Origin of the sequence: Nonomuraea sp. NPDC059007, assembly GCF_042740555.1 — a bacterium.
Classification (GTDB): domain Bacteria; phylum Actinomycetota; class Actinomycetes; order Streptosporangiales; family Streptosporangiaceae; genus Nonomuraea.
On sequence record NZ_JBHYJD010000011.1, the window covers coordinates 234,786 to 255,065 of the forward strand.

Here is a 20,280-nt window from a genome sequence, read left to right on the forward strand (position 1 = left end):
CAGCACAGCGCCCGGAGGGTCGGCCGGACGGCCGACCCCGGACGTCATCCCGCCGTCGTACTCAGACCTCGACGTTCTCCAGTACGCCGAGCGCGTCGGGCACCAGCACGGCCGCCGAGTAGTAGGTGGTCACCAGGTAGCTGATGAGCGCCTTGTCGTCGATGCCCAGCTTGCGCACCGACAGTCCGGGCTCGTACTCGTCGGGCAGCCCGGTGCGGGTGAGCCCGATGACACCCTGTTTCTCCGTCCCCGTACGCATGACGATGATCGAGCTCAGCCCCTGCTCGCTGATCGGGATCTTGTCGGTGGGCAGGATCGGGACCCCGCGCCAGGCCATCACCTTGGCGCCGTTGACCTCGGTGACGTCCGGCTGGATGCGGCGGGCGGTGCACTGCCTGCCGAGGGCGGCGATCGTCCGGGGGTGGGCGAAGAAGTAGTGGGAGCTGCGGCGGCGCGACAGCAGTTCGTCCATGTCGTGCGGGGTGGGCGGGCCGGTGCGGGTCTGGAAGCGCTGCTTGAGGTCGACGTTGTGCAGCAGCCCGAACTCGCGGTTGTTGACGAGCTCGTGCTCCTCCCGTTCGCGCACCGCCTCGATGGTCAGGCGCAACTGCTGCTCCGTCTGGTCCATCGGCCCGTTGTAGAGGTCGGCGACCCGCGTGTGCACCCGCAGCACGGTCTGGGCCACGCTCAGCTCGTACTCGCGGGGCCCGCGGTCGTAGTCGACGTACGTGCCGGGCAGCGTCGGCTCGCCCCGGTGGCCGGCGGACATGGCGATCTCGGCCTCGCCGTGCTTGTTGCTCGGGCCGCTCCTGGCCGGGCGGTCGAGGTGTTCGCGCAGGCTGTCGGAGCGCTCGCGCAGGCGGCCAGCGTCCTCCCGGGAGAGCACCAGCACCGTGCAGGCCGTCATCGCCCTGGCGGGCTGGGCGCCTTCGCCGGTCAGGTCGCCCAGGTGGTCGCCGTCGGCCAGCATGCCGACGACGGTGGCGCGGCCGTACCCTCCGATGCCGGTTTTGGCGACCTTGCCGTGCGCGACCAGCACGATCTGCCCGTCGGGTACCTCCTGCCCCTCGACCAGGTCGTGCTGGACGAAGCGCTCGGCGAGCGCCTGCAACTCGGCCGGGTCCTCGAAGTCGTGCAGCGAAGGCAGCTCGCGTAGTTCATCCGGAATCACCTGTACGGCGGCGCCGACCGAGGTGAAGCTCACCCGCCCGTCGCCCACGGTGTAGTTGAGCCGCCGGTTCACCCGGTACACGCCGCCGACCGCCTCCACCCACGGCAGCACGTGCAGCAGGTGGCGTGGCGTGATCTCCCGCATCTGCGGGACGGTCTTGGTGGTCGTGGCGAGCTTGCGCGCCGCCGCGGTCCCGAGGCTGAGCAGGGATTCTGTCATGGCGCGCCCATCGGTAGCAGGGAGTGGATCCGGCGGACCGCCGTGCCCAGGCCGGTGGGGCCCTGGGTCCAGCGGACGGCGGAGCGGCGGCGTAGCTCGGTCTCGGGGTAGCGGGTGGTCTGCGCGTGCCAGCGCATGACGGAGGCCATCCAGTCCTGCAGCCCGGTCACGTACAGGGCGACCGCGCCGCGCGTCTCGTCGTCGGCGCCGCGGGCGTCGAGCATGGCGGGCAGGTCGGTGCCGGCGACGTGCTCGAACTGGGTGATCCTGGCGGTCAGGAGCTTGTTGACGATGGTGACGGCCCCGTCCAGGTCGCAGTCGAAGAAGTTGCGCATGACCAGCACGGCGTTGTGCAGGTCGCCCTCGAACTGGATCTCCTTCTGGCAGGAGAAGAGGTCGTTGAGCAGGGCGCCGAAGTCGGCCGCCGCGTTGGCCAGGGCGAGGAGCTCGCGGGTGCGGAAGAGCTCGTTGGGCGGGCGCCGCGGGAGATGGATCAGGGCGAGGTTGAACGTGAGGTCGGTGCCGAACGTCAGGCGGCGCATCTCGAGGTAGTCGACCGGGTCGGGCACCCGGTTCTGGATGAGGTTGGCGATCTCCCATTCCCAGCTGTCGAGCATGACCTCGACACTTCGGCGGAAGGCGCGCCGGTCCTCCTCGCAGAGCAGGGCCGCGGTGCGTGCCCACAGGTCGGCCAGCCCCCGCTCCACGGCGTTGACGGCCGGGGTGAGCGGAAGCCGGTCAAGTGGCATGAGTTCGCGCAGCCGCCGGTTGGACAGCTTGGCTCCGGTCAGGTCGTGGCTGGCGCCGAAGACCTGCGGATAGTAGTCGTCGGCGTAGGTGCCCCAGGCCAGCCAGTGGGTCGCCCGGTCGAGGGCTTCCGCGCAGGCGTCGGGGGCCAGGCCGGAGGCGCACAGCGCGAAGTCGAAGCTGGTCAGCTGCCGTTCGCTCCACAGCGCTGTGGACGGCAGGCCGGGCAGGCCGTCGCCGAAGCCCATCTCCCTGCACCAGCGCACGCCGTTCGCGCGAGCCTGTTCCAGGTGCGGGTTGTCGCGGACGGTGAACGGCATGTAGATCTGCGGCAGCCGTACCGTGGTCTCGGTGTAGGGGCGGTGGGAGAAGTTACGCAGGCCGCTCTTCACGTGCGCGGGTGAGACGTTGAGCGGGCCGTGCTCGCGCCTGGCCTTGGTGTAGCGGCTGGAGGCCAGGTGCCAGGCGTGGCCGCCGGCCTGCCAGTCCTGTAGGCCCTTGACGTAACGCAGCACCCGTTCCTGCTCGTGCGGCGCCACCGCGTGCTCGGCGAACAGCGCCGGCAGTTCGGTGAGCGTCGTGTGCTCGAACTGGTGCAGCCGCGAGGTGATCATGTCGTTGGTGATCTCGACGCCGCGCTGGGTGTCGCAGCCGAAGAAGTTCTCGCAGACCAGCACGGAGTTGGACAGCTCGCCTTCCGCCACCACCTCCCGCTGGTAGGAGAACAGGTCGTTGCGCAGGTGCACGGCGTCGGCGAACGTCTCGGTCAGCACCCGGATCGGCCGGGTGGACGCGAGGCGGGCGGGCAGTTCGGCGGCGACCGCATGCTCGACCAGGCAGGCCGACCAGGGGGCGCCGCCGACCTTCCTGCGCGCCTCGATGTACTCGATGGGGTTGGAGACCAGGCCCGAGTCGATGTGGAACAGCTCCCACATCGACTCCTGGGTGAGGTCGCGGGTGACGGTGACGAAGCGGCGCCGCCACCCGTCCGTCATCGCCGGTACCGTCCTGGCCCACAGGTCCTTCAGGCCCAGCTCGACCGGGTTGGTCGGCTCGGGCGGGTCGTCGGCCATGAACAGGTCGATGCGGTCCAGGTAGGCCTGGGCGCCCTTGAGGTCCTTGGTGCGCTTGAAGGCGTGCAGGAAGTGGTCGTCGAAGAAGAACACCCAGACGTACCAGTCGGTGACGAGATCGAGCTCCTGTGCCGGGCAGTCGGGGTGGGCGTAGGCGCACATCAGGCCGTAGTCGTGCGCCTCCAGGTCGGCGGGGCCCCAGATGTCGGGGTCGTCGAAGAAGCCCATCCGGGCCGCCCACGCGCGGGTGTGCGCGCGGGCGGTCTCCAGATGAGGGTTCAGTCTGGGCGGATACGGCAGGTAGAAATCAGGCAGCTCATACGCCATCAGCCCACCTCAACGCTCTCCAGGATGCCGAGAGCGTCCGGCACGAGCACCGCCGCGGAGTAGTAGGTCGTGACCAGGTAGGAGATGACGGCCTTGTCGTTGATGCCCATGAAGCGCACCGACAGGCCGGGCTCGTACTCGTCCGGCAGCCCGGTGCGGGTCAGGCCGATGACGCCCTGGGCCGCCTCGCCCACCCGCATCGCCATGATCGAGCTGAGGCCGGAGTCGCTGACCGGGATCTTGTTGCACGGCAGGATCGGCACCCCGCGCCACGACGGCGCCTTCTGCCCGTTGACCTCCACGCTCTGCGGGTAGATGCCCCGCTCGGTGCACTGGCGGGCGAACGCGGCGATCGCCCGCGGGTGCGCGATCAGGACGGCCGGGTTCTTCCAGACCAGGGCGAGCAGTTCGTCGAAGTCGTCCGGGGTGGGCGGGCCGGTCAGCGTGTGGATGCGCTGCTTGAGGTCGGCGTTGTGCAGCAGCCCGAACTCGCGGTTGTTGACCAGCTCGTTCTCCTGGCGCTCGCGCAGCGCCTCCACCGTCAGCCGCAACTGCTGCTGCGTCTGGTTCATCGGCTCGTTGTACAGGTCGGCCACGCGGGTGTGCACCCGCAGGATCGTCTGGGCGACGCTCAGCTCGTACTCGCGCGGCGCCGCGTCGTAGTCGACGAACGTGCCGGGCAGCGTCGGCTCGCCGGTGTGGCCGGAGGCCAGGGCGATCTCCGCCTCGCCGTGGGCGTTCAGCGACCGGTCGGGGTCGGCGGCCCACGCCTCGACGTGCTCGCGCAGGCCGTCGGTCTGGTCGGCGACCTCGTCGAAGGCCGCCCTGGGCAGCGCGAGCACGGTGCACGCGGTGACCGCCTGGACGGTCAGGTCGTAGGTGCCCGCCTCGCCGGCCAGCGACCTGTCGCCGAAGTAGTCGCCGTCGGCCAGCACGCCGCGCACGGTCTGCTTGCCGTACGCGCCCTCGCCGAGCAGGCTGACCTTGCCGTGCGCCACCAGCACGACCTCGGTCGCCGGGGTGCCGGCCTCGACGATCACCGATCCGGCCTCGTACTCGCGCTGCGTGAACCGGTCGGCCAGGGCGGTCAGTACGTCTATATCGTCATAGCCGCGCAGCGCGGGCAGCTCGCACAACTCCGCGGGAATCACCCGCACAGCCGCTCCGGTGTTGGTGAAGGTGACCCTTCCGTCCCCGACCGTGTAGGTGAGCCGGCGGTTGACCCGGTACGCACCGCCGACGACCTCGACCCACGGCAGCGCCTTGAGCAGGTGCCGGGAGGTGATCTCCTGCATCTGCGGCTGCGTCTTGGTCGTGGTCGCCAGATTGCGCGCGGCCTTCGTACCGAGGCTGAGGGGGCTCTCGTTGTTCAGGACGGATTCGGTCACAGGACACCACCTATCGGGGAGCGGAGCTCACGGAGCTCGGGCGGGAGGGAGAAGATCAGGCTTTCTTCGGCCAGCGTCACGGTCTGGACGTCGGCGAAGCCGCGCTCGGCGAGCCAGCCGAGCAGTTCGGCCACGAGGTGCTCGGGGACGGAGGCGCCGGAGCTGACGCCGACGGTCTCCACGCCGTCGAGCCAGCTCTCCTCGGCCTCGGCCACGCCGTCCACGAGGTGGCCGGCACGGGCGCCGGCGGCGAGCGCGACCTCGACCAGGCGCCGGGAGTTGGAGGAGTTGGCCGAGCCGACCACGATCACCAGGTCGCACTCGGGGGCGATGGCGGTGACCGCTTCCTGACGGTTCTGGCTGGCATAGCAGATGTCGTCGCTGGGCGGGTCGACGAGGCCGGGGTAGCGCTCGCGCAGGCGTTCGACCGCGCCCATGGTCTCGTCCACCGAGAGCGTGGTCTGCGACAGCCAGCTGATCGGCCGGTCGGCCGGCAGATCGAGCTCGTCGGGGCGGGACGGGTCGACCACGTGCATGCGGTCGGGGGCCTCGCCGAGCGTGCCTTCGACCTCCTCGTGCTCCGCGTGGCCGATGAGCACGATGTCGTAGCCGGACTCGGCGAACCTGACCGCCTCCTTGTGCACCTTGGTGACCAGTGGGCAGGTGGCGTCGATGCTGCGCAGGCCGCGGCCGGCCGCGGTGTCCTTGACCGCGGGCGAGACCCCGTGGGCGGAGAAGACGACCAGGCAGCCGTCGGGCACCTCGTCGAGTTCCTCCACGAAGACCGCGCCCCGCGTGGTGAGGTCGGCGACCACGAAGGTGTTGTGGACGATCTGTTTACGGACGTAGACCGGCGGGCCGTACCTTTTCAGGGCCTCCTCGACGGTGCGGATGGCACGTTCCACCCCGGCGCAGTAGCCGCGCGGGGCGGCGAGCAGGACCCGCTTCACGCGTTGCGGTGCGTGAGCCGGTCGGCCATCAGGGTCAGCCCCTGCCGGGCGTGCTGGTCGATCGCGCATGTCCGCAACTCCTCAAGTCCGGTTCGGACCCGGCCGTCGATCATCGTCTCGACGCGGGCGAGTGCTCGGGTGTCGACGATGATCTGCCGCAGGTCGGCGGCGCGTTTCTCGTCGAGGTCGGGGTTGCCGTGCCAGGCGCGCAGCAGGCGCTGCGCGGGCCCGGTGGCCTCGGCGAAGGCGTGCGCGATGAGGACGGTGGCCTTGCCCTCGCGCAGGTCGTCGAGGACGGGTTTGCCGGTGACGCCCGGGTCGCCGAACACGCCCAGGACGTCGTCACGCAGCTGGAACGCCTCACCGAGCGGCAGCCCGAAGCGTGAGTAGGACTCCAGGAGCGGCCGGGAGGCGCCGGCCAGCGCGCCGCCGATCTGCAGGGGCCGCTCGACCGTGTACTTGGCGGTCTTGTAGCGGATGACGGTGAGCGCGCGCTCGGCGTCCGGGTCGAGGTGCGACTGGATGTCGAGGTACTGGCCGGCGATCACCTCGGCGCGCATCCGGTTGAACAGCCGCCTGGGCGCGCCGCCCGTGTCGCCGAAGAGCTCGTCCGCCCAGGCCTGGGCGAGCACCCCGAGGAGAACGGCTGCGCTGTGGCCGAAGGGCTCGGCGCCCGGATGGCGCGGCGGGCGCGCCAGGCTCCGGTGCAATGTGGGCCGGCCTCTGCGCAGGGCGCTGCCGTCCATGATGTCGTCGTGGATGAGCAGGCCCGCGTGGTAGAGCTCCAGCGCGGCGCCCGCGGCGACGGGGGCCGTCTCGTCCGTGCCGCCGGCGCCGCGCGCTCCCCAGTAGCAGAGCAGGGGCCTGATCCGCTTGCCGCCCTTGACCACGAACTCGCGCAGGAGCCGGTGGCCCTCGGCCAGTTCCGGGTCGGCGACGGGAGCGGGATGGGTGTCGATGAACTCGCCCAGCAGGTCGTCGACCGCTGTCCTGACCCTGTGGATGGTCGTGTCGACCGGCTCCACGGGGGGTTCCGCAACCTCCGCCGTCATGATCCGTTCTCCTCTTTCGAGATCGTCGGACACACACGAGAAGCTAGGTCACGAATACCCAGAGTGAAATCGGTCGTTCCATTGACCGGAACACCCGGTTCACGGACGTCCCCCGGCGGAGCCAGTATTCGACCACGACCGCAGCCGACCCTTGTGGAGCAACCATGGCGGCCCCTCCTGGACTGGACGAATCTCTGCTCCAAACCATCTCCGGCCCCCGCGACCTGCGCCTTCTCCCAGCCGCGCACCTGGGGACACTGGCTGGGGAAATCCGCGAGTTCCTCATCGCGAAGGTCATGGCGAGGGGCGGGCATCTCGGCTCGAACCTCGGCATGGTCGAGATCACGATTGCTTTGCACCGCGTCTTCCATTCCCCGGAGGACACACTTCTGTTTGACACCGGACATCAGGCATACGTCCACAAACTGCTCACCGGGCGGCGGGCCGACTTCGACAGCCTGCGCGCCCACGGCGGCCTCAGCGGCTACCCCTCGCGCGAGGAGTCGCCGCACGACCACATCGACAACTCCCATGCCTCCACCGCGCTCGCCTACGCCGACGGCATCGCCAAGGCCCGCAGGCTCAAGGGCGAGGAAAACCGCGCGGTGGTGGCCGTGGTCGGCGACGGCGCGCTGACCGGCGGGCTGGCCTGGGAGTCGCTCAACAACCTGAGCGACGGCGAGGGCCGCCCGGTCGTCATCGTGCTCAACGACAACGGCCGCTCCTACGCCCCCACCCACGGCGGCTGCGCCCGCAACCTCGGCACGCTGCTGGAGAACCTCGGCTTCGTCTACCTCGGCCCCGTCGACGGCCACGACGTCGCCGCCGTCGAGCGCGCGCTGCGCACCGCGCGCACGCTGCCGAGCCCCAGCGTCGTGCACTGCAAGACCCGCAAGGGGTACGGCTACCGCCCCGCCGAGCTGGATCTGGGCGAGCACATGCACGCCATCCCGGCCAGCGACCCGCGTACCGGGAAACCGCTGTCAGCCGGGGGCCGGACCTGGACCCACGTTTTCTCCGAGCAGTTGTGCGCGCTCGGCGAGGCCAGGCCCGACCTGGTCGCGATCACCGCGGCGATGGCCGGACCCACCGGGCTGGAGGCGTTCGGCCGGCGGTTTCCGGGGCGGATGTTCGACGTGGGCATCGCCGAGCAGCACGCGATGGTGTCGGCGGCCGGGCTGGCACTTGAGGGCTTCCACCCGGTGGTGGCCGTCTACGCCACGTTCCTCAACCGCGCCTTCGACCAGGTGCTCCTGGACGTGGCCATGCAGCGATTGCCGGTCACGATCGTCCTTGACCGGGCGGGCATCACCGGTCCCGACGGCCCCAGCCACCACGGCATGTGGGACCTGGCGATCCTGTCGGCGATCCCGGGCCTGCGGGTGGCCGCGCCGCGCGACGGCCGGCGGCTGCGCGAACTGCTCGCCGAGGCCGTGGCGGTGGCGGGCCCGACCGTGCTGCGCTTCCCCAAGGCCGGGGCGGGCGCGGAGCTCGCCGCCGTGGAACGTTCCGACGACCTGGACGTGCTGTGGAGCACCGGCGGCGACGTGCTGATCGTCGCGGTCGGCGCGACGGCCGAGGCGTGCGTGGAGGCGGCGGCGACGCTGGCGGAGGACGGCGTGGGGGTTCGGGTGGTCGACCCGCGCTGGGTGCTGCCCGTCGCGCCCGGCCTGGTCCGGGCGGCGGCCGCGCACCACCTGGTCGTCACCGTCGAGGACGGCGTGGTGGCCGGTGGGGTGGGCGCGGCGATCGGGCAGGCGTGCGCGGGCGGGACCCGGGTGCGCCATCTCGGGCTGCCGCACACGTTCATCCCGCACGGCTCGCGCGAGCGGTTATTGGCCGACGCGGGACTGACCGGTTCGGGGATCGCGCACGCCGTACGGAAGGAGCTGGCCCGATGATCGAGCTTGGAATGCCGACGAGGAGGCCGAGGGTCTCGCGGCAGGTGATGGTGGGCGGCGTGCCGGTCGGTGGCGGCGCGCCGGTGAGCGTGCAGTCGATGACCACCACGCCCACCCACGACGTCAACGCGACGCTGCAGCAGATCGCGGAGCTGACCGCGGCGGGCTGCCAGATCGTCCGGGTGGCGGTGCCGACGCAGGACGACGCCGACGCGCTCCCCGACATCGCCCGCAAGTCGCAGATCCCGGTGATAGCCGACATCCACTTCCAGCCGCGCTACGTCTTCGCCGCCATCGACGCCGGGTGCGCGGCGGTGCGGGTGAACCCGGGCAACATCAAGAAGTTCGACGACAGGGTGGGTGAGATCGCGCGGGCGGCGGCGGACGCGGGCGTCCCGATCAGGATCGGGGTCAACGCCGGCTCCCTGGACCCCCGGCTGCTGGAGAAGTACGGCAAGGCGACGCCGGAGGCGCTGGTGGAGTCGGCGCTGTGGGAGTGCTCCCTGTTCGAGGAGCACGGGTTCCGCGACATCAAGATCTCGGTCAAGCACCACGACCCGGTGGTGATGATCGCCGCCTACCGCCGCCTCGCCGCGCGCTGCGACTACCCGCTGCACCTCGGCGTGACCGAGGCGGGGCCGCTCATGCAGGGGACGGTCAAGTCGGCGGTGGCCTTCGGGGTACTGCTGGCCGAGGGCGTCGGCGACACGATCCGGGTCTCGCTGTCGGCGCCTCCGGTGGAGGAGGTCAAGGTCGGCATCGGCATCCTCGAATCTCTGGGGTTGCGGCAGCGCAAGCTGGAGATCGTCTCGTGCCCGTCCTGCGGACGGGCACAGGTGGACGTCTACCGCCTGGCCGAGGAGGTGTCGGCCGGGCTGGAGGGCTTCCCGTTCCCGCTACGTGTGGCGGTCATGGGCTGCGTGGTGAACGGGCCGGGCGAGGCCCGCGAAGCGGACCTGGGCGTGGCCTCGGGCAACGGCAAGGGACAGATCTTCGTGAAGGGCAAGGTGATCAAGACCGTTCCCGAGTCGCGGATCGTGGAGACCCTGATCGAGGAGGCGCTGCGCCTCGCGGAGGAGCAACCCCAGTAGGAGCGGCTCAGTAGGAGCTCCTGCGCGGGGCGGCGGTGGGCCGGCGGGACAGGTTGGCGCGGCCGGTGGGCTGGATGTCGCGGACCGCGTGCTCGCGCTTGGCGGCCCGGCCATTGGCCTGCTCGGTGGTGGTGCCGGTGATGGAGCTGGGGAGCTTGATTCGCATCTGGTTCCTTTGTTTGAGACCACTTCGTTTGAAGTGCTGTCAACGTAGTACTACAAGCGGAGTGGTGTCAACCCCAGATCGCGTCGGCCGCGAAATCCTCGAAGGACTTGGGCGGCCGGCCCGTCACCTGCCGCACCACATCGGTCGGTACGGCGTCGCCCTCGGCACGTAGCGCGGCGAACGCCTCGATCTCCGCCCGCACGTCCGGCTCCGGCAGCCCGAACCCGGTCATGACCGCCAGGTAGTCCGCCTCCGAGCCCAGATAGCGGACGGTCCGCCCCGAGGCCCGGCTGATGATCTCCACCACCTCGGCGAAGGTCAGCGCGCGCGGCCCGGTCACCTCGTACGAGCGCCCCGCGTGCCCGTCCTCGACCAGGGCCGCCACCGCCACGGCCGCGATGTCGCCGGCGTCCACGAAGGCCTGGCGGGCCTCGCCCAGCGGGACCGCGACCTCGCCGGCCAGCACCGCCTCGCGCATCACGCCCTCGTCGAAGTTCTGGTCGAACCACGACGGCCGCAGGATCGTCCACTCCACCCCGGAGCCGCGTACCACCCGCTCGGCGGCCATCAGCCGCTCGTCGCCCATCACCTCGATGCCGCCGCTGGACAGCAGCACGACGCGGCGCACACCCGCCTCGACCGCCGCCGCCACGAACTCCGGGTCGACCGGCAGATCGTCCGGCGCCATCACGTACATGCGGTCGGCCCCGGCCAGCGCGGGCCGCCAGGTGCCCCGGTCGTTCCAGTCGAAGCGCACCTCGCCGTGCCTTGACGCCGGCCGTACCGGATGGCCGGAGGACCGCAGAAGGTCCGTCACGCGACGCCCCGTCGAGCCCGTCGCCCCCAGAACCAGGATCTCGTTCATGCCACACCCCTTCTTAAGGAAAGCTGGGAATGCCCCATTCGACGGGAAATCAACCCACAAGAGCGGCCAATAATTGCGGACCACCGCTTTCTGGAGGTCAGCGACGTGAGTCAACTCAGCAGACGAACCTTCATCGCAGGTACGGCTGCCGCAGCCGCGGTCACCAGCGCCCCCGCCGCCGCGGCCAAGCCGAAACGCCCCAACATCCTGCTGATCGTCACCGACGACCACAGGAGGGAGACCGAGTGGGCGATCCCGTCGATCGTCGACCTGATCGGCGGGCAGGGAGTCGCGTTCTCCCAGGGCTGCGTCACCACGCCGCTCTGCTCGCCCTCACGCGCGTCGATCATGTCCGGCCGCTACGCCCGCAACCACGGCGTCGTCGACAACACCGCCCCCGGCCGGCTCGACCAGGACACCACGGTGCAGAGCCACCTGCGCGCGGGCGGCTACCGGACCGGCCTGTTCGGCAAGTACCTCAACGCCTGGGACCTGAACCAGGCCCCGCCGAACTTCGACGACTTCGCGATCATGCGCCCCGCCTACCGCCGCGCCCAGTGGAACGTCAACGGCACCGTGGGCCGCCGCCCCGGCTACACGACCACGCTCGTCAGGCGGCACGCGCTGGAGTTCATCAAGGCCAACCGGGACCAGCCGTGGTTCCTGTACCTGTCGCCGTACGCCTCCCACGGGCCGAACACCCCCGAGGACAAGTACGCCAACCTGCCCGTGCCCGCCTGGGACGGCAACCCCGCCGTGGCCGAGACCGACAAGAGCGACAAACCCCCCTACATCCAGAACGCTTCCCAGGACCTGGCCGCGGGACAGAAGGTCCGCCAGGCCCAGCTGCGCACGCTGAAGTCGGTGGACGACCTGTTCAAGGCGGTCAGGGCGGAGCTCGTGGCGCAGGGCAAGCTCGACGACACGCTGATCATCTTCATCGGCGACAACGGCTTCAGCTGGGCCGACCACGGCCACATCGGCAAGAGCGTGCCCTACCAGCCGGCCTTCCGCGTGCCGTTCTACCTGTCGTGGCCGGCGGGCGGCTTCGGCAAGGGCACGGACGACGACCGCCTGGCCGCCAACATCGACGTCGCCCCGACCATCCTGGACGCCGCCGGGATCCGGCCGCGTACCCGGATGGACGGCAGGTCGCTGCTGCGCGGCGGCAGGCGGAGCCACCTGTTCCTGGAGTACCACGGCCAGCCCGACGGGACCGGCCCAGGCGTCTGGGCCTCGGTCTACACCGGCTCCCGCATCTACACCGAGTATTACGACGGCGGCGGCGGGGTGAAGTTCCGCGAGTACTACGACCTGCGCAAGGACCCCCACCAGCTGGAGAACCGGGTACGCGCCGACGACCTGGCCAAACAGCTAGCCACTGCGCGCGGGCTGTAGGCAGAACTCGTTGCCCTCGGGGTCGGCCACCACGATCCAGTCCTCGTGCCTGGCCGCCTCGACGGCCCCGAGCGCCCGCAGGCGCTCCAGTTCGGCCTCGACGTCGGCGGCACGGACGTCGAGGTGCACCCTGTTCTTCACCGTCTTGGGCTCGGGCACCAGGACGAACCACAACCTCGGCGCCCCCGGCGGCCCCTCGACCAGCACCGTCGGGTCCTCCTCCGGGCCGGACAGGCCACGGGCGCGCAGGCGCTCCAGCTCCGCCTCGTCGTACGGCGCCACGGCGTAGTCGTCGAGCAGTTCCGCCCAGAACCTCGCCTGCGCGGCGGGGTGACGGCAGTCGAACACGATGTCATGAAGCAGAGCCATCCGCCCATGCTGGCAGGCGGAGGCGGAACACCGCACCCGACGGCGACTCCTCGCAGGTCAGCGTGCCGCCGTGGGCAAGAGCCAGGCCGCGGGCGATCGGCAGGCCGAGCCCGGCGCCGCCCGAGGTGGTGTCCCGGCGGACGAACCGGTGGAAGATCAGGTCGCGCGCCGACGGCGGCACCCCGGGGCCGGTGTCGGCCACGTCCACGATCGCCTCACCGGCCTCGCCCTTGACCGTCACGGTGACCAGGCCGTCCGGCGGGGTGTGCCGGCGGGCGTTGTCGAGCAGGTTGGCGATGATCTGGCCGAGCCGCTGGGCGTCGCCGATCACCGCGGCCTCCTCCCCCTCGACCGCCACGGTGATCTCCGGCGCGCGCAGCATGACCCGGTCGGCCTCGGCCTCGCACAGCGCCCGCAACTGGACGGGCTCGCGGTGCAGGCCGAGCCCGGCGTCGATCCTGGCCAGCGCGAGCAGGTCGTCGACCAGGCGTCCGGCCCGCCGCGTCTCACGCACGAGCAGCAGTTGCATGCGCTCGCGCTCCTCGGCCGGCATCGCCGCGGGCGCCTGGAGCACCGCCTCTGCCGTCGCCTGGATGCCCGCCAGCGGCGTACGCAGCTCGTGCGCGACGTCGGCGAGAAACTGCCGGGACCGGTTCTCCGACTCGCGGGCCTGCTGCTCCGCACCCTCCAGCGAGTCGAGCATCGAGTCGAACGCGGCGGCCGTGCGGCCAAGCTCGGTGTCGGTACGCTCCGGCGCCAGCCGCTTGCCCCGCTGCCCCTGGGCGATCTGCCTGGCCAGCCCCGCCAGGTCGTCCATCGGCCGGGTCGCGCGCCGCAGCGCGACGGGCAGCACGAAGCCGAGCGCGGCCAGCGCCGCCAGGCCGGCGACCAGCATCAGCATGCGCAGGGTGGTGCGCGGCCCGTCGATCGTCTCGGTGTCGGCGTAGAGCGTGAGCAGCCCGCCGCCGGGCAGCCGCCTGGTCAGGGTCAGGTCGCCGAGATCGGCCGCGAAGCCGCCCAGCGTGTGGCGGCGCCCGGCCAGGTCCACGAGCACCGCCTCGATACCGGCGCCGCTGACCCGGCGCACCAGCCGGTCCGGCATGACCTTGCGCCGGTCGAGCTGGACGGCGAACTGGGCGCGGTCCACGAGCCGGTCCTGCGCCTGGTTCCTGGCCAGCAGGCCGAACAGCGCGTCCACGGCCACCAGCAGCACGACCAGCGTGACGGCGACGACCAGCAGGGTCGCCCCGGCCACCCGGCCGCGCAGGGAGCCCGCGGGCCGTCTCATCGGGGTCCGTCCAGGACGTAGCCGAGCCCGCGCACGGTGTGCAGGACCCGCTCGCCCGAGCTTTCGAGCTTGCGGCGCAGCGCGCTGACGTGCACCTCGACCAGGTTGGGGTCGTAGGCGTCGTAGCCCCAGACGCTGGTGAGCAGCTGCGTCTTGCTCAGCACCTGGCCGCGGTGGAGCGCCAGGTGGCCGAGCAGCCGCAGCTCGGTCCTGGTCAGCTCGACCGGCCGGCCGTCACGCAGGACCAGTCCCTTGTCCACGTCGATGATCAGGCTGCCGATCTGCAGCGTCGACGGCGTACGGCGCAGCCGCCTGAGCACCGCTCCGACCCGCGCGGTCAGCTCGGACAGCTCGAACGGCTTGACCACGTAGTCGTCGGCGCCCGCCTGCAGCCCGCGCAGCCGGTCGGAGACGCCGTCCCTGGCCGTGAGCACGATGACCCCGGCGTCGCTGCGCCCGCGCACCACCTCCAGCAGCGCGAACCCGTCGCGGCCCGGCAGCATGAGGTCGAGCACGACCAGGTCGGGCTGGAAGGTGTTGAGCTCCTGCTCGAAGCCGGTGCCGTCGGGCACGCCGCGGGCCACGTACCCCGCCGACCCCAGCCCGGACAGCACGGCGAGCCGGATCGCCTCCGCGTCCTCGACCACCATCACCCGCGCCGAACTGGTCATCCGCCCATTATGCGAACCCACCGGACCGGACAAAACGCCCCTCAGGCAATCTTCAGCCTTCCCAGACGTCCTCGTTGTAGCGTTCTGCGGCGCGCAGGTCCTCCAGCCAGGCGTCGCTCGCGGCCCGGTCGGCGCCGGTGCGTTCGCCGTGGACGCGGGCCAGGGCCGCCCGCACCGCTGGGGCCATGCGGCTGCCGTCGCCGCAGACGTAGACGCGGCCGCCGTCCTCCAGCACACGCCACACCTCGTCCGCCTCGTGCAGGAGCCGGTCCTGCACGTAGCGCAGGCCGTTCTCCGGAGTCTCGCTGAACGTCGGACGCAGGCTGACCACGCCCGCCGCATCGGCCTCCTCCAGCTCCGCGCGGTGCAGGTAGTCGAGGTCGGGGGCGTCGCAGCCGAAGTAGCACAGCAGCGTGCCGCGGGCGCGGCGGTGCAGGCGCTCCATGACGACGGCGCGGAACGGGGCCAGGCCGGTGCCCGCGCTGACCAGGATCGCCGGAACCTGCTCGTCGGCCAGACCGTGGAAGGCGGCCGGGCCCGGCACCACCCGCGCCTGTACGACGGCGCCCGGCTCGACGCCGGCCAGGTGGCTGGACGCCACGCCGTGGAACCATCCGGCGCCCGTCCGGTTCGGGCCGCTCAGCTGCGAGACCATCAGGTCCACCGCGCCGGGGCTGGCCAGCGGGGAGGTGGAGATCGAGTAGTTGCGCGGGCGCAGGGCCGGCATGAGCTCCAGGAACACCTCGAACGGCAGCTCGCACGCCGGGTACTCGTCCAGCAGGGCCAGGACCGTGGTCCCCGCCGGGTCCGCGGCTTCCAGGCCGGCCCTGGTGTGGGGGCAGCGGGTGTGGGCGGCCAGCGTTTGTACCTGGTGGACGGTGGCCGGGCGCTGGAGCTCCAGGAAGCCTGACAGGAGTTCGCGCACGGTCACCGGGGTGTCGAGGGGGAGCTGGGTGCGGGTACGGCGGGCCTGGCGCAGCCGTACGGGCTGGGCGGGGTCGAGGCCGAAACGGGCGGCGGCGCGCTCGACCAGGTGCGGCGGGTTCTCCGGCAGGACCGCGAGGTGGTCGCCGGTGCGGTAGGTGGCGCCTTGCGGCAGTTCCAGGCGGAGGTGGCGCTTCGGGCGGCCGTCCGGGTGGGTGAGCGGCTCGGCGAGCAGCACGCGCATGGGACGCACGCCGTGGTGCTCGGCGCGCTCCTCGGCGGGCGACCTGATCACGGATTCCAGGCGGAACGCGGGCCCCTCCGGGGCGGTCTTCTCCGAGCCGTCCAGGGCGTGCCACAGCTTGGCGGACCAGGCGTCGATGGCACCCTCCAGGTCGCCGGAGGCGTCCACCACGCCCCGCTCGGCCAGGCGGATCGCGCCCGTCTCTGCCAGCCGTTCGTCGATCAGCTTCGGGACGCGCTGGAACGTGGCCGCCCAGTTGCGGTCGCCCACCCCCAGCACCGCGTACGGCGTGCCGGGCACCGTGTCCGCCGCGGCCAGCCAGTCCACGAACCGGGTCGCGTCGTCGGTCGGGCGGCCGTTGTAGGAAGCGGCCACGATGACGACCGGGGTGTCGGCCAGCGTGCCCGCCGCCTCGTCGAGAGAGGAGACCTTGGCCGCGAAGCCGCGTTCCTCCGCCTCGGCGGCCAGGTCGTGGGCGATGGCCGAGCAGGTGCCCATGTTGGAGCCGTACAGGATGGAGAGCGCTTCGCCCGGCCCGGCCCGCTTCACCTGCGGCTGCGGCTGCGGCTCCGGCGTTTTGGCCGCGGGGCGGACGCGGCGGTCGGCGGCGGTGCGGGGTTCGACCTGGAGCGTGAAGCCGTCGGGCTTCAGCGTGAGGGTCTCCTTGACCGCCAGGTCGTAGTCCGGCTCGCCGGTCAGGTGGAAGCGGTGCGCCAGCAGTCCCAGCACCAGCGTCGCCTCGTGCAGCGCGAACTGCCTGCCGATGCAGGCCCGCTCACCGCTGCCGAACGCCTTGAACGCGTGCGGCGGCCGCGCGTCCTGCGCCTCGGGGGCGAAGCGGTCAGGGTCGAACAGCTCCACGTTCCTGCCCCAGGCCGGGTCGCGGTGCAGGCGCGGCGTCAGCACGAACAGCGACTCGCCCGCCTTGATCTCGTACCGGCCACCGATCACCGTGTCGGCCAGCGCCTCCACCGCGAAGCCCGGGGCCGTGGGCCACAGCCGCAGGCTCTCCATCAGCACCTGGCGGGTGTAGCTCAGCCTGCCCACGTCGGCGTACGACGGGTCGGGCTCGGCCACGTCGCCCCACAGCGTGTCCACCTCCTCCTGGACCCTGGCCAGCACCGCGGGGTTCCTCGCCAGGTAGTACAGGGCGAACGAGAGCGCGCCCGAGGTGGTCTCGTGCCCGGCGATCAGGAACGTGATCACCTGGTAGCGGATGTTGAGGTCGTCGAGCGGCTCGCCGGTCTCGGGGTCGCGGCTGTGGAGCATGCGGCCGAGCAGGTCGCCGGTGCTCTGGTCGCCCGACTCCCTGCGCTGCCTGATCACCTCGTCGACGAGTTCTTCCATGGCGCGCACGTCCTCGTGGAAGCGCCGGGTGCGCCTGCGGTAGAGGACGTCGAGGCCGGGGATGAAGGCGCCCTTGGCCTGGGCGTACTTGAGCGCGCCGACGAGGGAGCCGATGAACGGGTGCGGCTCCGCGCTCTCGAACGAGGCGAAGTCGTAGCCGAATCCGCACAGGCCGATGGTGTCGAGCGTCAGCCGGGTCATGTCCGCGCTGACCTCCACGCGCTCCTGCCCCTTTCGCGACCAGGAGTCCACCAGCTTCCTGGCGACGCCGAGCATGGTCGCGTGGTAGCCGCGCATGGCGGAGACGGAGAAGGCCGGCAGCAGGATGTCGTGCGCCTTGCGCCAGTTGGGCTCGTCGCCATAGGCGGTGAACAGCCCGTCGCCCGCCAGGGGCCGCAGGTTGACCAGGTCGGGGTGGACGTTCTTGCGGAAGCGGGTCTCGTCGCAGAGTTCGGTGACGAGGTCGAGACCGGTGACGATCACGGACTCCTCCCCGAAGGCGCCCAGCTTGAAGATCGGGCCCCAGGTGCCGGCCAGCTCGACCAGGTAGGCGACCTGCCGGTCGACCGGCGTGCTCAGGGCATGGCCGACGATCGGCAGGGCGGGCGGCGACGGAATCTCGGCTGTGGACACGCGAACGTTCCCTTCTGCAGGTGTACGTCTTCGTTGTCAGGCTAGCACGAGACTTTGTCACTCGACTAAGTCACTCGAACAGACCCGCCCACAACCCCGCCACCCACACCCACCCCGACAACCAGAAGCCCGATGGCCGATGGCTCCCGTGGATCCCGGGGGTCCGGGGGTCCGGGGGTCCGGGGGTCCGGGGGTCCGGGGGTCCGGGGGTCCGGGGGTCCGGGGGTCCGGGGGTCCGGGAACGGGGTTTGTTCTCTTTCTGGTGGTGTGGTCGGGGTGTCGGGGGCCGTTGGGGGAGCGGAACTTCGTGCAGGTCACAGCCGATAGGGTGCGGGCATGGCTCATGTTCCCGCCGCCGAGCGGCGCCCGCAGATCGTGGAGGCGGCGATCGGGCTCATGGCCCGCGAAGGCGTCGCGGCCGGGAGCACCAGGGCCATCGCCGCCGAAGCGGGCGTCGCGCAGGCGATGGTGCACTACACGTTCGGCTCCAAGCAGGAGCTCTACCGGTCGGTGCTGGAGGACCTCGGCACGTCGCTGGTCACCCGGGTCCGGGCGGCCATGCCCGCCGACGCCGACTTCGGCGAGACCGTATCGGCGCTGGTCAACGAGCTGTGGCGGACGGTCACCGAGGAGCGTGAGCGCTACCGGCTGCTGGTGGAGTTGATCATGCTGTCCCTGCGCGACCCGGTGTTGCGCCAGGTGGCCTCCGAGTTCACCCACGACCTCGACGCCACCGCGGCGCGCCTGCTCTCCGACGCCGCCACGCGCGCCGGGCAGGATCTCGCGCTGCCCGCCGAGGAGATCGCCCGCTTCTTCCTCAGCGGGTTCGACGGGATCGTGACCCGGTACCTGACCGACGACTACGACCTCGCCGCCTGCGAGTCGACCCTGCGCCTCATGCTCGACGCCACGCTCGCGCTCGCCGTACCAGATGCTCGCCTTGGGTCGGACGCTCGCCTTGGGTCGGACGCTCGCCTTGAACGGTGAGGTACGCACGCGCGTCTCCGCGTACGCGATCGTCACCTCGGCCGGGCGGCTGCTGCTGACCCGGCTGTCGGAGAGTTCCCCGATCTTCCCGCCCGGCGCGTGGCACCTGCCGGGCGGCGGGATCGACCCCGGCGAGCAGCCCGAACAGGCGCTGGCCCGCGAACTGCGCGAGGAGACCGGCCTCGACCTCACCGGCGCGCGCCTGGTCGCCGCCAGGACGTACGCGGTGACCCGGCTCGGGGTGAGCTGGCATCTGACCGGTCTGTTCTACGCCGCCGAGGTGGCGCCGGGCTCTCCGGCGGTGACCGAGGCGGACGGCACCACGGACGCGGTGACCTGGCTGCCGATCGCGGACCTGGGGGACGCTTCTGGCCCGGCGCTTTCGCCCGCCGCGGCCGACGCCCTACGCCTGCTCGGTGAGGGCTACCAGCGGTGGTGAACCTGGGCGCGGATGCGGCGGTCGTAGAGGTCCTCGATGGCGGTCAGCGTCTCGGGCGGCAGTTCGGGCAGGGCGGCGGCAGCGGCGTTGGCTCTGGCCTGGTCCACCGTGCTGGCGCCCGGGATCACCGTGGTCACCCCGGGCTGCTGGATCACCCAGCGCAGGGCCGTCTGGGCGGGGGTGGCCCCGGCCGGGGCGAGCGCGGCGAACTCGGCCGCCGCCTCCAGGCCGGTCTCGTAGTCGACGCCGGAGAACGTCTCCCCCACGTCGAACGCCGCGCCGTGCCGGTTGTAGGCGCGATGGTCGTCGGCGGCGAAGACGGTGTCGCGGCGGAAGCGCCCCGACAGCAGGCCTGACGCCAGCGGCACCCGGGCGATGATCGCGACCCCGGCCGCCAGCGCCGCCGGGAGCACGCGTTCGAGCGGCTTACGGCGGAAGGCATTGAGGATGATCTGCACACTGGCCACCCCAGGGCGGGCGATCGCGGCCAGCGCCTCGTCGCAGGTCTCGACGCTCACTCCGTAGGCGGCGATCCGGTCCTCGTGTACGAGCGTGTCGAGCGCGTCGTAGACCTCGCCGGTGTCGAACACCGGGGTCGGCGGGCAGTGCAGTTGTACCAGGTCGAGCCGGTCGACGCCGAGGTTGGCGCGCGAGCGGTCGGTCCACTCCACGAAGTTCTTCAGGGTGAACTCGGCCGGGTCCTGCGGGCCGCGACGGCCCATCTTGGTGGCGACCGTGAGGCCGTCGTGTTCGCGCAGGAACCGGCCGATGAGGCGTTCGCTGCGGCCGTCGCCGTACACGTCGGCGGTGTCGAGGAAGGTCACGCCGGACGTGACGGCGGCGTCGAGGATGGCGAGCGCGTCGCGCTCGTCCACGGTCCCCCAGTCGGCACCGAGTTGCCAGGTGCCGAGGCCGACGACCGACGCGGATTGTCCTGTCCTGCCGAATGCTCGCTGCTCCACGGGCTCCACCCTAGGATGGACAGCATGATTGCCAGAATGGCACAATTTTTGGCACTTTATTGCCTCCC

The 20,280-nt window shown here is 71.5% G+C and carries 17 protein-coding genes; 5 read left to right on the forward strand and 12 right to left on the reverse strand.

Annotated features, from left to right (window positions below; all coding sequences use genetic code 11):
- Positions 1-61 precede the first annotated feature (61 nt).
- The 5 genes from ACFWY5_RS20805 to ACFWY5_RS20825 are packed head-to-tail and all read right to left on the reverse strand — an operon-like array spanning position 62 to position 6,927.
- Entirely contained in the window at positions 62-1,390 is a 1,329-nt protein-coding gene (locus ACFWY5_RS20805; protein ID WP_379608930.1) for a family 2B encapsulin nanocompartment shell protein, read from the reverse strand.
- A complete protein-coding gene (locus tag ACFWY5_RS20810) occupies positions 1,387-3,537 on the reverse strand; it encodes a germacradienol/geosmin synthase (protein WP_379633667.1) in 2,151 nt (716 codons plus the stop codon). Before ACFWY5_RS20810 ends, ACFWY5_RS20805 begins: the two co-directional genes overlap by 4 nt.
- Entirely contained in the window at positions 3,537-4,925 is a 1,389-nt protein-coding gene (locus ACFWY5_RS20815) for a family 2B encapsulin nanocompartment shell protein (protein WP_379608928.1), read from the reverse strand. The genes ACFWY5_RS20810 and ACFWY5_RS20815 overlap by 1 nt, the downstream gene beginning before the upstream one ends.
- A complete protein-coding gene (locus ACFWY5_RS20820) occupies positions 4,922-5,875 on the reverse strand; it encodes a 4-hydroxy-3-methylbut-2-enyl diphosphate reductase (RefSeq protein ID WP_379608927.1) in 954 nt (317 codons plus the stop codon). Before ACFWY5_RS20820 ends, ACFWY5_RS20815 begins: the two co-directional genes overlap by 4 nt.
- Positions 5,872-6,927, reverse strand: coding sequence for a polyprenyl synthetase family protein (locus ACFWY5_RS20825; RefSeq protein ID WP_379608926.1), 1,056 nt, complete (start codon positions 6,925-6,927; stop codon positions 5,872-5,874). Before ACFWY5_RS20825 ends, ACFWY5_RS20820 begins: the two co-directional genes overlap by 4 nt.
- 164 nt (positions 6,928-7,091) lie before the next feature.
- Here ACFWY5_RS20825 and ACFWY5_RS20830 point away from each other — a divergent pair, with 164 nt between their 5' ends.
- On the forward strand, positions 7,092-8,828 hold the full coding sequence (locus tag ACFWY5_RS20830; RefSeq protein WP_379608925.1) for a 1-deoxy-D-xylulose-5-phosphate synthase: 1,737 nt from the start codon (positions 7,092-7,094) through the stop codon (positions 8,826-8,828).
- Positions 8,825-9,919 (forward strand): flavodoxin-dependent (E)-4-hydroxy-3-methylbut-2-enyl-diphosphate synthase, encoded by a 1,095-nt coding sequence (gene ispG, locus ACFWY5_RS20835; RefSeq protein WP_379608924.1) that lies wholly within the window; start codon positions 8,825-8,827, stop codon positions 9,917-9,919. The genes ACFWY5_RS20830 and ispG overlap by 4 nt, the downstream gene beginning before the upstream one ends.
- Before the next feature lie 7 nt (positions 9,920-9,926).
- Here the strand turns inward: ispG and ACFWY5_RS20840 are convergent, their stop codons facing one another.
- Positions 9,927-10,085, reverse strand: a complete 159-nt coding sequence (locus tag ACFWY5_RS20840; protein WP_379608922.1) for a hypothetical protein — start codon at positions 10,083-10,085, stop codon at positions 9,927-9,929.
- 67 nt (positions 10,086-10,152) lie between these two features.
- Positions 10,153-10,950: an NAD(P)H-binding protein gene (locus tag ACFWY5_RS20845; protein WP_379633670.1), complete on the reverse strand. Its 798-nt coding sequence runs from the start codon at positions 10,948-10,950 to the stop codon at positions 10,153-10,155.
- A gap of 105 nt (positions 10,951-11,055) precedes the next feature.
- Between ACFWY5_RS20845 and ACFWY5_RS20850 the strand changes: the two genes are divergently transcribed.
- The gene (locus ACFWY5_RS20850) at positions 11,056-12,348 is read left to right on the forward strand and encodes a sulfatase (protein WP_379633672.1); all 1,293 of its coding nucleotides are present in this window, start codon (positions 11,056-11,058) and stop codon (positions 12,346-12,348) included.
- Here ACFWY5_RS20850 and ACFWY5_RS20855 read toward each other — a convergent pair.
- Genes ACFWY5_RS20855 through ACFWY5_RS20870 form a run of 4 tightly spaced genes read right to left on the reverse strand, consistent with a single transcriptional unit; the run spans position 12,325 to position 17,824 of the window.
- Entirely contained in the window at positions 12,325-12,717 is a 393-nt protein-coding gene (locus tag ACFWY5_RS20855; protein WP_379633674.1) for a VOC family protein, read from the reverse strand. The two genes, ACFWY5_RS20850 and ACFWY5_RS20855, sit on opposite strands and share 24 nt — an antisense overlap.
- On the reverse strand, positions 12,701-14,005 hold the full coding sequence (locus ACFWY5_RS20860) for an ATP-binding protein (protein ID WP_379633676.1): 1,305 nt from the start codon (positions 14,003-14,005) through the stop codon (positions 12,701-12,703). The genes ACFWY5_RS20855 and ACFWY5_RS20860 overlap by 17 nt, the downstream gene beginning before the upstream one ends.
- The gene (locus ACFWY5_RS20865) at positions 14,002-14,676 is read right to left on the reverse strand and encodes a response regulator transcription factor (RefSeq protein ID WP_379633678.1); all 675 of its coding nucleotides are present in this window, start codon (positions 14,674-14,676) and stop codon (positions 14,002-14,004) included. The genes ACFWY5_RS20860 and ACFWY5_RS20865 overlap by 4 nt, the downstream gene beginning before the upstream one ends.
- 52 nt (positions 14,677-14,728) lie before the next feature.
- Positions 14,729-17,824: a bifunctional cytochrome P450/NADPH--P450 reductase gene (locus ACFWY5_RS20870; protein ID WP_379633680.1), complete on the reverse strand. Its 3,096-nt coding sequence runs from the start codon at positions 17,822-17,824 to the stop codon at positions 14,729-14,731.
- Between the two features lie 336 nt (positions 17,825-18,160).
- Here ACFWY5_RS20870 and ACFWY5_RS20875 point away from each other — a divergent pair, with 336 nt between their 5' ends.
- Both ACFWY5_RS20875 and ACFWY5_RS20880 read left to right on the forward strand, forming a co-directional pair.
- Positions 18,161-18,811, forward strand: a complete 651-nt coding sequence (locus ACFWY5_RS20875) for a TetR/AcrR family transcriptional regulator (protein WP_379608915.1) — start codon at positions 18,161-18,163, stop codon at positions 18,809-18,811.
- A complete protein-coding gene (locus ACFWY5_RS20880; RefSeq protein ID WP_379608914.1) occupies positions 18,801-19,250 on the forward strand; it encodes an NUDIX hydrolase in 450 nt (149 codons plus the stop codon). The genes ACFWY5_RS20875 and ACFWY5_RS20880 overlap by 11 nt, the downstream gene beginning before the upstream one ends.
- On the opposite strand, the gene ACFWY5_RS20885 is transcribed toward ACFWY5_RS20880, so the two are convergent.
- Positions 19,235-20,212 carry an aldo/keto reductase gene (locus ACFWY5_RS20885; RefSeq protein WP_379633682.1) on the reverse strand — a complete coding sequence of 326 codons (978 nt, stop codon included), beginning with the start codon at positions 20,210-20,212 and terminating at the stop codon, positions 19,235-19,237. The two genes, ACFWY5_RS20880 and ACFWY5_RS20885, sit on opposite strands and share 16 nt — an antisense overlap.
- Positions 20,213-20,280: the final 68 nt, after the last annotated feature.